Origin of the sequence: Pseudoalteromonas sp. SR44-5 (genome assembly GCF_014163675.1) — a bacterium.
Taxonomy (GTDB): Bacteria; Pseudomonadota; Gammaproteobacteria; order Enterobacterales; family Alteromonadaceae; genus Pseudoalteromonas; species Pseudoalteromonas rhizosphaerae.
On the sequence record NZ_JACJDT010000018.1, the window covers coordinates 20050 to 34232 of the forward strand.

Here is a 14183-nt window from a genome sequence, read left to right on the forward strand (position 1 = left end):
CACCGCACAAGTGATAGTAAATTGACTTCAAGGCCGGTCTCCGGACTTAACATAACTCGCTAATAAATTTAGCTAAAAGTATGTATCACCGTTGCGGGGGCAGTGTTGGACTTCGTTTATATCCTATAAACGCCACCAACTTCCCGATTATCTTGCCGTACTTAATCAACAACCTTGAAAAGTAACCACAAGCACCTTGAAAATAGGTCGCTATTGTGATTATTTTAAGCACAAAAGTCAATGGACGGCTATACATCTAAATACTCTAGGTTCTAGGAATAACCATAAGTTCTAAACTAAAAAAGCCAAACTACATTGCTGCAATTTGGCTTTTTCTAGCACCTAGAAACCTAGCTCCTAGCTTTCTAATCTCTAAAGTTTTTAAACTGAAATGGTTGCCCTAAATCAGCACTGCGTACTACTTGCATGGCTTCTTGTAGGTCATCACGTTTTTTGCCCGTTACACGTACTTCTTCGCCTTGGATCGCAGCTTGTACTTTCACTTTAGAGTCTTTAATGGCTTTAACTACTTTTTTAGCCATATCTTTTTCGATACCTTGCTTTAGCGCAACATTACGGAAAACATTTTTTCCCGCACGTGAAATATCTTGCAGCTCTAAACTTGATACGTCCATACCGCGCTTTGATATTTTGCTCGCTAAAATATCAAACAACTGCATAACCTGTGAATCAGCTTCTGCTTTTAGTTTAATGGTTTTATCATTAAGCTCTATTGACGCATCAACGCCTCTAAAATCAAAGCGAGTTTCAAGTTCACGGTTAGCGTTATCAACAGCATTTTTTGCTTCGTTCATTTCGACTTCCGAAACAATGTCAAATGAAGGCATAAGTCTCTCCTAGCAAGATATTTTTAATTCAAATTTATATTGTCGATAATTATACTATATAAATTTTATAAATCTTTACACTTTTCTATGCTTTGTTCAGCTGCGATACGAAATTTGTTTGATATACTACGGGTCTATTTTTAAACGATTTAGGATTTTTCGTGACTCGGCGTGTTTATCAAACCCTATTTTTAATCAGTATTCTGGTATTTACCTTTTTGTTTGCCCGCGATTTTAGGGGCGTTGGGGTATCGTCACTGCCTCACCTAGATAAGTTAGTACATTTTACTATTTTCTTTGTTCTGGCAGCCGTCATGGTCAGAGCATTCAAGCTACCTGTATTCGTTCACCTCGTGTTATTAGCATTTTATGGCATTGCTATTGAGCTAATGCAAAGCACAATCCCTTATCGTAGCGCCTCTGTTGCTGATGTTGTTGCTGACTTTTCTGGGGCTGCTAGTTTCTTTTTGTTGTTCGGTATTTATTCTCGTTTTAAAAAGAATCAAAATGGCTAATATATTCGTCGTTGGCGATGGTGCCATTGGGCTGCTCTATAGCCATTATTTGAGTCAACAGCACAGGGTCACCCTACTTACCAAGCATGCTATTGACGAACCTCGTTTTTATCAACAAGCAAACGCGCCAAAACAAACAATTAATTGCCAACTGACAAACCTGACTAAATTATCCGAGCACGGCCAAGTCGATGTTATTATTTTTACTGTTAAAGCATATCAAGTTGCCACCGCATATAGGCAACTAAAGCCTTTTTTAAGCGCTCAATGCCAATTAATTTTATCTCACAATGGCATGGGTAATGTAGATGAAATAAATAGCGAACTTACAAAACAACAAGGACTATATTTTTTAACAACACGTTTAGCGGGCTACAAAGATACACCTTTTAGTGTGTTGCATACTGGTATCGGGAGCAGCATTTTAGGTGATTGTAACCAGCAAGCAAAAACACAACTCGCTGAAGTTAAAAATCTACTAAACGCTATTCCTGAATTAACAACCACAAATAATATACAACAATTACGCTTTGAAAAATTACTCGTTAATATTGCCATTAATCCACTCAGTGCGCTGCACAATGTGAAAAATGGCGCACTGACTGCACCGCAGTTTAGTGGCATAATTTTAAATATCTTAAACGAAGCGTGTACCGTAGCAAATAAACTAGGTATTAATGTGCGACTTGCTGAAGCATTAGCGAACGCCTATCAAGTGATGAGTGATACCAAAAACAATTACTCATCAATGCATCAAGATGTCGCCCATAATCGCATCACAGAAATTGACGCGATGTGCGGTTATATTTGCCGAAAAGGTAATCAACTCGGTATTAATACCCCTCACAATCAATCTTTACTCGATGCTATCAGACATAAAAAAAGCGCGATTTAACTCGCGCTTGTTATTAATAACTATCAACCTTAAGGGCGATAAACTTTAACATTGGCAAAGCCATTTTCATGTAAAATAAGCGCCTGTAGCTGACTCATTACACCTTTAGTGCAATATAAGTAGTAGTCTTTGTCTTGCGGTAGGTCTGCAAATTTGGTCGCTAAGCGGAAAAATGGCAAATGCACAACTTCTATCCCATCAATTTCAAGCGGTGCTGCATCTTCTTCTTCCGGCGAGCGAATATCAACAACAACTGCATCAGCTGGTAAATCAGAAACTGACTCGGCCTCTTTTAGCTCTTGTTTAGCTTCAACGTCAATGTCACGAATATCCATAATACGTGCGTTTTCAATAACAGTATTGAGCACATCAAAATCAAACTTTTGCTCTTCAGCTTCTACTACGGCAATTTTAGCTTTAACTGTAGGCTTTTTAGAAATCACACCACAGTATTCCGGCATAGTTTCGGCCATTTCTGCGGTGCCGATTTTACGAGCGATGTTTATAATTTCTTGTTTGTCGTGTTGGATCAGCGGGCGTAATATAAGCGTTTCGGTAACACGGTCAATCACACTTAAATTGGCTAATGTTTGACTTGAAACTTGGCCTAGACTCTCACCGGTAACAAGCGCTTGAATCCCCATTTTTTCAGCTATTTGGCTGCCTGCACGCATCATCATACGTTTGAGGACTACACCCATTTGACTGTTTTCAACATTTTCTAAAATTTCGGCAACAACGGGGTCAAAGTCAACACTGATAAATTTAACTTTATGGGTTGAGCTAAACTGCTTCCAAATATAATAGCTGGCTTGTTTAACACCAATCTCGTGCGCCGCACCGCCTAAATTGAAGAACAAAAAGTGCGTACGAGCGCCTTTGCGGATCATTTGATAACTAGCAACGCCCGAGTCAAATCCACCTGACATTAACGACAAGACATCTTCTTGCGTTGGTAATGGGAAACCGGCCATACCATGATGGGTATGCGTTACGACGTAAGCTTTATCATCTTTAATTTCAAGACGAATAGTTACTTCAGGATTTTTCAGTCTTACGCTGGCGCCATCGACGTGCTGATTTAAACCACCACCCACATAACGCTCTACATCGGTAGAGGTGAAATCATGCTTACCTTGGCGCTTACAACGTACACAGAATGTTTTGCCCACGACGGTGTGGCCAACCATATCTAACGCTTTTTCGTAAATATCGTGCAGGTTTTCGTAGTTAGTTTCGGTCACTTCAATAAACTGCACAATACCTGGGATCCGTTGTAAGCCATCGATAAAATCAAGGCGCATTTGTGCGTCATCTGATTTAGTTACGACGGATATATTGTCCCAGTTATTTTGTACTTGTACTTTTTCGTCAAGCTTGCGTAACACAATTTTAATGTTGTTTTCTAACAACTTAGTAAAGCGTTTACGCACAGAGCGGCTTTTAATGGCTATTTCAGGATGGAGTTTGACGATAAATTTAAGCATAGTTTACTCGTTAGACAATATTTAGGATTCACGCACCCACGTGTTGGGCGCGCGATTATAACAAAAAATCTAACGTCTAGGAAATAAACAACCGCTGCGTTTAATTAAACAGGCTCTGCTTGTGCCGCTAATTTACTGTATTTTTCGCGTAACAAGTTAATTTTTGGGATACTTTGCTCGGTACCAAATGCTTTAAAAAGCGCTAACACTTTTAAAATACCATTATAAATATCTTGCTGCATTAACTCACCGCTTAACCGTCTGGCTTTAATGTAAGGAGTCCAAAAACTGACGGTGATTTTTAGCATATGAGCAAGTTCAACGGTATCTTCATCATCAATTGCGATCATCCCACCTTCACGCAGGCCAATCACAATTTCGCGCACTTGACTTAACAAAGCCTCTTGAAACTCAATATAATCTTTTTTCAGTACTTCGTCGCGAGATAAAATGTCACCCAAATTGTCATAGAAAAAATGAAAACGCCACATCAACTCAAACAAAGCATCAAGATACCCAGTTAAGTGTGTTAGTGCTTCATCCTGCTTTTCCATTGGCACAAATTGAGTGTGTAAATGCTTACTATATAATGCAAAAATATGGCGAATAATGTCTTCTTTATTTTTAAAGTGATAATAAAGATTACCGGGACTGATGCCCATATGTGAAGCGATATGGTTGGTTGTGACCGCACGCTCGCCATGTTGGTTAAATAGCATTATGCTGGTTGTAATTATTTTATCCTTGGTACTCATATCCTGCTACTCTGATTATTTTTATTAGAGTAAATGCCCATAATTCACTCAGTATTATTAGCCGCGCAGTATATACAAATATAATCCAATAAAATACCACCTTGAAAATTTCTAATCCATAATTCGTAGTTATTGTTTCTTATTGAAATAAACTCATTTACAAATGAAAATATGCAGTCGCAATTTGCAGGCTGATCTGGACAACAAAGACTGTTAATATAACCCTCAAAATAACACTAAGATGATATTTATGAAAGTCACCGCAATTTATCCTGGCACCTTTGATCCATTAACAAATGGACACACAGATCTGATCCAGCGGGCAGCTAAAATGTTTGATACTGTAATTGTTGCAGTTGCTCACAATCCTAGTAAAAAACCCTGCTTTAGCCTAGATGAGCGGGTAGCAATTGCCAATAGTTTACTCACTCATTTAGATAACGTCAGCGTGATCGGTTTTTCTGGATTATTAGCTGATTTAGCACGCGATCATAGTGCGAATGTACTGATCCGCGGTATTCGTGCGGTGTCTGACTTTGATTATGAGTTTCAGCTTGCCAATATGAATCGTCGTTTAAATCCTGATTTAGAGAGTGTTTTTTTAACCCCAGCTGAAAAGAACTCATTTATCTCTTCAACCCTAGTTAAAGAAGTCGCGCGTCATAAAGGCGATGTCAGTGAGTTTGTACACCCTATTGTAGTAAAAGCATTACAGGAAAAGTTACACGGATGAAGTTAAATATCTATTTAAGCACCCTTGTTGTGATTGCCACACCCGCGTTTGCATCACCTTGGATTGAAAGTGACGACCCTTTATTACGAGCCTCAATTGAGATGCTCTTTAACCAAGGCGTGATTAAACAACCGATCAATAGTTATCCCTTGATGTGGCAAGGCATTGCCAGAGATTTAAATACAATTGAAAGCAGCAATTTATCAGCACAAAGTCGATTTGCTTATCAACACGTAAAACATGCCTTAGAGAACGCTAAACAAGGCAGTAGCTCTGGTGTGAGGCTTAACTACAATAGTGAGCCGACTTTGCAACAAAGCTTTGGCAAACGCGATCAACAAAAAAGTGGCATTAATAGCTATGGCTCTATCACTGGCGACCGTGTTAGCGCCAAAGTAAGTGTTAATTACGCTGATCAGGCACTTGATGATGAACACATAAACTATCATGGCAGCTACTTAGCAGTATTAATGGGCAATTGGTCTGTTAGCGCCGAACAAGTAAGCCATTGGTGGGGACCAGGTAACGACAATGCATTACTACTGTCGAATAATGCCGCACCAATGAAAGGGCTAAGAATTAACCGTGCTAACACCCAATATGTCGGCCCAAGTTGGTCATCATTCATTGGTAACTGGCAGTTGACTGGTATTTACGCAAAACAAAAACCACATTTAAGTAATGGTGAGAAAGGCGACTACTGGGCTATGCGCTTTGCCAGCACACCACTACCAGGACTTGAGGTTGCATTTAGCTCAGCGGGCTCTGACTATTTAACCAATACAGAAGTAAATCCTAATACGCTGGAAGTAATAACAAATAAGCAACGCTTAACCAGTTTAGATGCCAAATACTCAACCACTATAGCAGAGCAACCGATTGCATTTTACACCGAGATAATGGGAAAAAATGACAGTGGCTTAGCGCCAAGTGATGTTTTTTATACAATTGGCGTTGAGAGCTTTTTTGGCGGCCAAGAGCAATTACTAAAAACCTATTTTGAATATTCAAATACACAACAAGATTGTACAGCCCAACTTAGTTGTAACGATGCTAATGAAGCATTTATTAATTATGCCCAAGCCTATAATCATAAAGATCGGTTAATTGGCTCTGCAACACCACAGCAAAGTAAATCTGCAGTATTAGGTGCGCATTATCATACTATGAACGGTTATGGCGGCTATGCGAAGTTACGTTGGTTTGAAACTGACATCACCAACTTAACCCAAGTCACCGAAACGTTTGAACGCTTACAATTAGAGCTTGGTTATCAGCAGGCTATTTTTAGTGGTTTATGGAAGATCAGCGGCTCAGTGTATAAAGACGAACTTGCTAACGAGTCTGATACAAACAGCGCATTAAAAACCAGCTGGGAATACCGCTTTTAAGTTTTCGAAACAAGGGCCTGATTTTTATTTAGGCCTTTGATTATCCTAGCCTTTATTAATAATTTGCTTAAGCCTAAAAAATCTTTATTTATAGCTAAGGCTGTTATCATCATCACATCGCATATATTAACGCCAAAAGAATAAACTGACCAAAGCCACCAAGGCTCAGAATTTGATCGCACATAGATATCGCAATAAATTGCGGTAATTAAAATGGCATTTAAGATAAGCCCACACACAATATAGCAATTAACTGGAGAGGGGCTAATCTTTTGATATCTGATCAATAACCCAATGCATGTAAGAGTGAGTAAATCGTATATAAACCAGTTCAAATAAGTTGAATACACTAAATATAAGTGCTCGCTCGTTATATAAGAAACGGCCATTATAAATGAAAGTATTACTATGCTTTTATTGGGGTTATTTATGTACAGTACCCAATTTAATAAAAAGACCATTAAGAATCCCCACTCGATAAATACACCGATGTACGGACCAACTACGTCATTTATAAACATAGGCTAAATGGAGTGTTTTATGTGATGTGTTTTAAATAATGCTTTAATTGCATTTTTAAGCCTAATTAAACCTAAAATGTCACGATCGACAATCAAGGCTACTATCATTGTAAAATCAATGATATTCACACCAAAAGAGTATATGTCCCAAAGAATCCAATAAGTTGAATTTTCATAAACCTGAACATCTAAATACACAGAAACAAACAATAGGATATTTATAGACAAACCGCAGACAAGATAAATAAATGACGGTGTAGAGTTCTTTATAACGAGATAGCATCCCGCCAAACATAGTAATGTCACAAAATCATATAATGCCCAATGCATATATGTGACTGCAGTAGAAGATAGCCATGTAAAGAAATGATCCCCTGCCATATAGGAGATCATCATAATAAATGAACTGATTAACAGCGTAGTTTTTCTTTTAACATCTATAGAGTATATAAAGATATTAAAAAAAAATGCCATTAAAAACCCCCAAGCACTCAATGCAGAAAGGGAGAAAAAACCAAATTGTTCAGTTAAAAACATTTCACTCCTATTGAGGCCTTTTATCTCGAGGAAGCATCACCCCACCACCGCGCTGGATTTCAGCTTCACCTTTAGCCGCTAGTAAGGCTTCATTAGATATAGACACTGTATCAGATTGTAGGGTTTTATTACTAGCGCTTTGTTCAAGTGCTGGCTTTGATTGTTGCATATTATTGTATGCTTGCATTTGTAATTGGCTGTTAGCTGTAACTTGCATAAGATTAATCCTTTCAATAAATGTTGAATAAATGACTTATTAAATAAGCCACTGTTTTTAACGCTCTGATAACTGCTTGGCGCTTTTAAAGATGAACTCACGCTGAGCCATCTTACATCTAGTAATAAGCAATTACTGATCCAACATTTTAAAAAACGATCTTTTTTGATCTTTTATTTGCTACAGCGCATCCCACACAACAGGTCATACCAGATATGATAAGGCATAAAAAAACGCACAGGGATAACCGTACGTTTTTTATATCCAGGGATTTTAAGCTACATTTTTACACGGGATCTCCGCGTTCCGACTTTGCTTCAAAATAAATTCCATCGCGACTTCGTCACAATTGTCTCTGCGTAAACACAGTTCACAATCTTTCATTACCTTTTCCGGTAAGCTGTCTTTGGTACAGAATGTGAAACCTTGTTTTTCAAAGAAATCAGGTACTCGCGTCAAAACAATGATGCGATTGAGTGCCAATTTTTTGGCTTTAACTAATAAATGTTCAACTAACTGACGACCTTGCCCAGTAATACCGGTTTCAGGATCTATCCCTAAAGAACGAATTTCAGCAAGACCAGTATCATAAATATACAGTGATGCGCAGCCCGCGACTTCTCCAGCAACTTCGGTAACCGCAAACTCATTGATTGAATGTACCATGTCGCTTTTAGCACGCGGTAAATTTTCACCTACCGTAGCCCAGTGCTGGATCAATTTAGCAATTGACTCTACATCGTCAAGATTAGCGTCACGAACTGTTATTTGCTGTTTTTTTTTGGCATCTTTAACTGCAACTGTAACTTGCTCTAAAGATGTACCACCAAGTGCTTGGCGCGCTTTTATACATGCGTCTATCTCTAGTACAGCATATACGTCCTGTGCAAAAATACTATGCACCGATTGGAATTGTTCTAAACTTAAATCTTCTAAGTTATTCCCTTGTGCGATAGCCATTTGTACCAACACACCAACAATATGATGACCTTCCCTAAAAGGGATCCCTTTGGCGACTAAATAGTCAGCAAGCTCTGTAGCGTTGGAGTGCCCGCCTTTCGCAGCAGCTAGCGTTCGCTCGCCATTTACTTTTATACCTTTGATACACGCTTGCGCCATATGAATACAAGCTAGCCACGTTGGCATGGCATCAAATAAGCCTTCTTTATCTTCTTGCATATCTTTATTATAAGCAAGTGGCAGTGCTTTTAACGTCATCATCATGGCACTAAAGGCACCAAATACACGCCCTGTTTTGCCGCGAATAAGCTCTAGCGCATCGGGATTCTTCTTTTGTGGCATCAATGATGAACCAGAGGTGACATTATCTGCTAACTCAATGAAACCCGCTTCACCCGAATTATAAAAGATCAAATCTTCTGACATACGCGATAAATGGATCATAGAGATTGATGCACAGCTTAATAGCTCAACCACAAAGTCACGATCTGATACGGCGTCTAAACTATTTTTAGTCGCAGCGGTAAAACCTAACCCCACGGCAAGTGCTTGCCGATCAATTGGGTACGCAGTACCGGCAAGTGCCCCACTGCCCAAAGGGCAAAAATTCATTCGCGCTTTAGCATCTGCTAAACGGCTTTCATCACGTTCGATCATTTCCACGTAAGCCATACACCAATGACTAAACAACAATGGCTGAGCACGTTGTAAATGGGTATAACCAGGTAAGATAGTGCCCAGCTCACGTTCAGCTAAAGCGATAAACTCACCTTTTAACTGACCAAGCGCCGTAAGTATGTGAGCGGCGGTATCACGACACCATAAGCGAAAGTCAGTAGCGACCTGATCGTTACGACTACGTCCGGTGTGTAATTTTTTAGCTAAGTCCCCCACTTTTTCGATCAATGCAGCTTCAACATGTGAGTGAATATCTTCAGCTCCTGACGTTGCCACTGCTTGTGGATCAGCTTTTACTTCGTCGAGTAATTCATATAATGCAGCGACTAACTTTTTGTGTTCGTCACTACTTAATACGTCAACCTGCTTAAGGGCACCTGCCCACGCTACAGAGCCAACTATATCTTGCTCTGCGAGTTGATAATCGAAGGGAAGTGAGTCGTTAAATTGTTTAAACGCCTCATCTGGACCCGTAGAAAAACGTCCGCCCCATAATGCCATGAAATCTCTCCAAACCCTTAAACTGCCCCGCCTTATTGTTACGGGGCTGTAGTAAAATTACTTCTTCGCTAGTGCTGAAATTCTGCTTGAAAGCGAGAATAAACGAATAAAGCCTTCAGCATGCGATTGGTCGTAAACATCATCTGCACCAAACGTTGCAAAATCTTCGCTGTATAAGCTATTAGGTGATTTTTTCTGAACCGCTGTTACCTGGCCTTTATAAAGCTTAAGAATAACTTCGCCAGTAGCAACTGTTGATAACGCTTCTGCGCCCGCTAAGATTGAATCTTTAAGTGGTGTAAACCAACGACCGTCATAGACTAAATGTGAAAACTCGCCGCCCAGTACTTCTTTCCATTTGCGGCTTGCTTTATCAAGTACTAACTCATCAATCGCTTGTAATGCCGCCATGATTACTGTGCCACCAGGGGTTTCATAACAACCACGGGATTTCATGCCCACTAAACGGTTTTCAACGATATCAACCCGACCAACACCATGTGGGGATGCAATATCATTAAGTTTAACTAGACAATCATACGGTTTAAGCTGCTCGCCATTGACAGCAACAACTTCACCTTCAACCACGTTTAAGGTAACAAATTCAGGCTCATTGGGTGCTTGCTCTGGTGAGCTAGTCCAAGTCCACACTTGCTCACTTGGTTGACACCACGGATCTTCAAGCTCGCCACCTTCGTGAGAAATATGCCACGCGTTTGCATCACGGCTGTAGATTTTAGTTGCCGATGCAGAACATGGAATATTACGCTCTGCCAAGTAGTCAAGTAATGACTCACGGCTTGATAAGTCCCACTCACGCCATGGCGCAATAACTTGAAGATCAGGCGCAAGGGCCGCAAAACAAGATTCAAAGCGCACTTGGTCATTACCTTTACCAGTACAACCATGAGAAAGTGCATCAGCACCTACTTTACGAGCAATCTCAACTTGCGCTTTAGCAATAATAGGACGTGCCATTGACGTACCTAATAAATAAGTACCTTCGTAAATTGAACCGGTTTTTAACGTTGGGTAAATATAATCACTTACCATTTCGTCTTTTAAGTCAACTACATAACATTCAGACGCACCAGATGCGATCGCTTTTGCTTCAACGCCTTCAAGTTCTTCAGCACCTTGACCTACATCGGCAACAAACGCGATAACTTCACAACCGTAGTTTTCTTTTAACCATGGCACGATGGCTGACGTATCTAAACCACCAGAATAGGCTAATACAACTTTTTTAATAGAACTCATTGGTGATACCTTACACAAAATTTGGATTTAATAATGAAACAAGCAATGCGTTTTGCGCATGCATACGGTTTTCTGCTTGTTGTATAATTTTTGACGCCGGACCATCCATTACCTCAGAAGTAATTTCAAATTCACGGTGTGCTGGCTGGCAATGCAGTACAGTGTCAGCCCCAGTCTGTTTAAGCAACGCCGCATTTAATTGATACGGCATGTACTTTTCTTTTACTTGTTCAAGTGGCGTATCATCGCCCATTGATACCCATGTATCGGCATACACTGCGTTAGCGCCTACAGCCGCTTCAACACGATCACTCACCATCACTGATGCACCATTCATTGCGGCAATTTGCTCAGCCTGCTTTAAAATTTGCGAGTCTGGTGAACTGCCTTTAGGGCATACGGCAACAAAATCGGTGCCTAAAGTAGCCGCAAGTAACATCAGTGAATGCGTTACGTTGTTGCCTTCACCTAAATAAGCTAATTTTAGCTGGCTTACATCGCCATATACTTCTTGCAGTGTTAGAAAGTCAGCAAGTGCTTGGCATGGATGATATAAATCGCACAAACTGTTGACCACAGGTACGCTTGAAAATTCAGCAAGTGTGGTTAATGTTTTATGCTGATATACCCGCGCCACAATACCGTCAGCCCAACTGGCAATGTTCAATGCAAAGTCTTTTACTGATTCACGTGCGCCCATGGCGCCATTTTGTGAATCAAGATACACCGCATGTCCACCTAACTTATTAATACCTATATCAAATGATAAACGCGTACGTAAGCTTGGTTTTTCAAATAAAGTAACCACCGATTTGCCAGCCAGTGCTTGACTAAAATCAGCTGGGTTAGCTTTAATTTTTTGCGCTAAGTTAAGTAATTTAAGTGCGCCTTGTTGGTCTAACTCTAGACCCGATAAAAAATGATTAAACATATAAAACCTATGGTGTAATTTTTGTTCCGACGTGCTCACCCGCGAGTAGAGCAATTAAGTTTTCTGGCTTTTGCCAGCTCGAAATGTAAACGCCACGTCGTAAGTGCTGGGCAGCAAGAAGGCTGGTCTTTACTTTGACCTCCATCCCACCCAAAATTACTCCTTCTGCAATTAAAGTATTGATCTGGTTTGTGTCAAGTTGATGTAACGGCTGTTTATTTGCATCAAGTACAGCTTCTACATCAGTCATAAAAATAATTTCCGCATTAAGCTCTTTAGCTATTGCCGCCGCCGCTTCATCAGCGTTTACGTTATACCAAAGGCCATCTTCACCAAAACCGATAGAGCTGACCAGAGGTAAACGACCAAGTTTTAATAACTCCGGTATCACACTTTGCACACCGCCGTCACAATTACCAACTTGACCAAGCGCTTTGAGTTTTTGTGACGAAATAATGCCCGCTTCGTATAAACTAAGCCCGACCGGTTTATGACCTGCGATAATTGCTTGGCTCATTAATTGTTTATTAGCACACCCCGCAAGCGCGCCAACAATATAAGGCATTTGCTCTTTTGGACTGATGCGTAAACCTTGATGTTTCGCACTAGCAAAACCAGCCTCAGTCAACCAATTATCAACTAGTGAACCGCCACCATGAACGATGACAAATTGTGCTTGAGTTTGCGATGCAAGCGCCTCAAATAACGCTTTAGCCGCGTCTTCTGTATTGAGTACTGCACCACCGAGTTTAATGACCCATGTTTGCATTACTAACTACCCTTTTAAACCTGTACTATGGGCAATACCCATGGCTAAATTAATGCACTGCAATGCTTGCCCTGCAGCACCTTTTAATAAGTTATCAATAGCTGCCATCACAATTAGCTGCGTACCTTGCTGCTGCCATGCAATATCAACGTAAGGCTGCTTTGCAACTCCTTTAATTGATGGCATTTTATTACCAAGCAATCTGATCAGTGGCTCATCAGCAAGCACTTGATAAGCTTGTGTAACTTGCTCTGGTGTAACTCCAGGTTTCAATTGCACATAAATAGTTTCTAAAATACCGCGTGGAAAATTACCTAAATGCGGCGTAAATAGTACCTTGTGACCTAAATGCTGCTCAATCTCAGGACTGTGTCTATGATTAAACAATCCATAAGGTGCTAACGACACTTCACAAAAATGCGTGGCTACACTAGCTTTACGCCCCGCACCGGTTACACCCGATACAGCATTAATAATAATGGTTTGATCGGCTAATAAGCCGGCTTGTTGCAAAGGTTTTAACGCATTCAGCGCTGCTGTTGGATAGCAACCAGCCACAGCGACTAACTGCGCTTTAGCGATTGCTTCACTATTCCATTCAGCCAATCCGTAAGCCGCTTCACTGAGTAATTCCGTATGTTGATGCTCAAAACCATAATAAGTTTGATAATCTTCATTACTGCTTAAACGGTAGCCACCCGATAAATCAAATACTTTTTTGCCCATGCTTAAAAAACGTGGCGCTAAATCAACACTCACTTTATGATCAGTACACAAACATACAAAATCGGCCGACTTTTCAATATCGTTATAAGCGCTATCACTAAGAGGCAATAAAGGAGAATCAAGCAAACCTAAATGCTCAGGATACAAGTCACTTAATAATTTACCCTTATCTAAGCTTTGCTCAGATACATAGCAACCAGCTAAGGTTAATTGCGGGTGTTTTACTACCAAACTTGCTAATTCTGCGCCGCTATAGCCACTTGCGCCAATAATCACTACTTTCATTCGTTACTCTTTTTGGTTTTTTGTTACTACATATATATTCAAATCGGGTTTAACAGTGCATAAAACACTATTTTATGAATGAAATCTGGTTATCGTCGTTTTATATTCATTGCGTCGCTTTAATATATTTATGCTTAAAAAGTGAATTGATATTCATCATAAATACTTTTATAT

General features: G+C 40.0%; 14 protein-coding genes and 1 riboswitch. Of the genes, 4 read left to right on the top strand and 10 right to left on the bottom strand.

What is annotated here, in order from left to right:
* Positions 1-13: 13 nt before the first annotated feature.
* Positions 14-192, bottom strand: a riboswitch (cobalamin riboswitch).
* Positions 193-365: 173 nt separating this feature from the next.
* Positions 366-848 carry a YajQ family cyclic di-GMP-binding protein gene (locus tag H5154_RS11615; RefSeq protein ID WP_149981372.1) on the bottom strand — a complete coding sequence of 161 codons (483 nt, stop codon included), beginning with the start codon at positions 846-848 and terminating at the stop codon, positions 366-368.
* 161 nt (positions 849-1009) lie between these two features.
* On the opposite strand from H5154_RS11615, the gene H5154_RS11620 reads away from it, so the two are divergent.
* Positions 1010-1363: a VanZ family protein gene (locus H5154_RS11620; RefSeq protein WP_149981373.1), complete on the top strand. Its 354-nt coding sequence runs from the start codon at positions 1010-1012 to the stop codon at positions 1361-1363.
* A complete protein-coding gene (locus tag H5154_RS11625; RefSeq protein ID WP_182718374.1) occupies positions 1356-2258 on the top strand; it encodes a ketopantoate reductase family protein in 903 nt (300 codons plus the stop codon). The genes H5154_RS11620 and H5154_RS11625 overlap by 8 nt, the downstream gene beginning before the upstream one ends.
* A 29-nt stretch (positions 2259-2287) precedes the next feature.
* On the opposite strand, the gene thiI is transcribed toward H5154_RS11625, so the two are convergent.
* Positions 2288-3745: a tRNA uracil 4-sulfurtransferase ThiI gene (thiI, locus tag H5154_RS11630; protein ID WP_182718375.1), complete on the bottom strand. Its 1458-nt coding sequence runs from the start codon at positions 3743-3745 to the stop codon at positions 2288-2290.
* Between the two features lie 104 nt (positions 3746-3849).
* The gene (locus H5154_RS11635) at positions 3850-4500 is read right to left on the bottom strand and encodes a TetR/AcrR family transcriptional regulator (protein ID WP_149981376.1); all 651 of its coding nucleotides are present in this window, start codon (positions 4498-4500) and stop codon (positions 3850-3852) included.
* 250 nt (positions 4501-4750) lie between these two features.
* Here H5154_RS11635 and coaD point away from each other — a divergent pair, with 250 nt between their 5' ends.
* Together coaD and H5154_RS11645 are read left to right on the top strand one after the other, a co-directional pair.
* A complete protein-coding gene (gene coaD / locus H5154_RS11640) occupies positions 4751-5233 on the top strand; it encodes a pantetheine-phosphate adenylyltransferase (protein ID WP_145235133.1) in 483 nt (160 codons plus the stop codon).
* A complete protein-coding gene (locus H5154_RS11645) occupies positions 5230-6624 on the top strand; it encodes a capsule assembly Wzi family protein (protein ID WP_182718376.1) in 1395 nt (464 codons plus the stop codon). Before coaD ends, H5154_RS11645 begins: the two co-directional genes overlap by 4 nt.
* 524 nt (positions 6625-7148) lie before the next feature.
* Here H5154_RS11645 and H5154_RS11650 read toward each other — a convergent pair.
* From H5154_RS11650 to argC, 7 genes are all read right to left on the bottom strand, one after another.
* Entirely contained in the window at positions 7149-7682 is a 534-nt protein-coding gene (locus H5154_RS11650; protein WP_149981378.1) for a hypothetical protein, read from the bottom strand.
* A gap of 7 nt (positions 7683-7689) precedes the next feature.
* Positions 7690-7899: a hypothetical protein gene (locus H5154_RS11655; protein ID WP_149981379.1), complete on the bottom strand. Its 210-nt coding sequence runs from the start codon at positions 7897-7899 to the stop codon at positions 7690-7692.
* A 273-nt stretch (positions 7900-8172) separates the two neighbouring features.
* On the bottom strand, positions 8173-10038 hold the full coding sequence (gene argH, locus H5154_RS11660; RefSeq protein WP_149981380.1) for an argininosuccinate lyase: 1866 nt from the start codon (positions 10036-10038) through the stop codon (positions 8173-8175).
* Positions 10039-10095: 57 nt separating this feature from the next.
* Positions 10096-11298, bottom strand: a complete 1203-nt coding sequence (locus H5154_RS11665; protein WP_145235122.1) for an argininosuccinate synthase — start codon at positions 11296-11298, stop codon at positions 10096-10098.
* 10 nt (positions 11299-11308) lie between these two features.
* Complete coding sequence (locus tag H5154_RS11670) at positions 11309-12229, bottom strand: ornithine carbamoyltransferase (protein ID WP_145235120.1); 921 nt, start codon at positions 12227-12229, stop codon at positions 11309-11311.
* A gap of 7 nt (positions 12230-12236) precedes the next feature.
* Positions 12237-12998, bottom strand: a complete 762-nt coding sequence (gene argB / locus H5154_RS11675; protein ID WP_145235118.1) for an acetylglutamate kinase — start codon at positions 12996-12998, stop codon at positions 12237-12239.
* 6 nt (positions 12999-13004) lie between these two features.
* Positions 13005-14009: an N-acetyl-gamma-glutamyl-phosphate reductase gene (argC, locus tag H5154_RS11680; protein ID WP_182718377.1), complete on the bottom strand. Its 1005-nt coding sequence runs from the start codon at positions 14007-14009 to the stop codon at positions 13005-13007.
* Positions 14010-14183 lie beyond the last annotated feature (174 nt).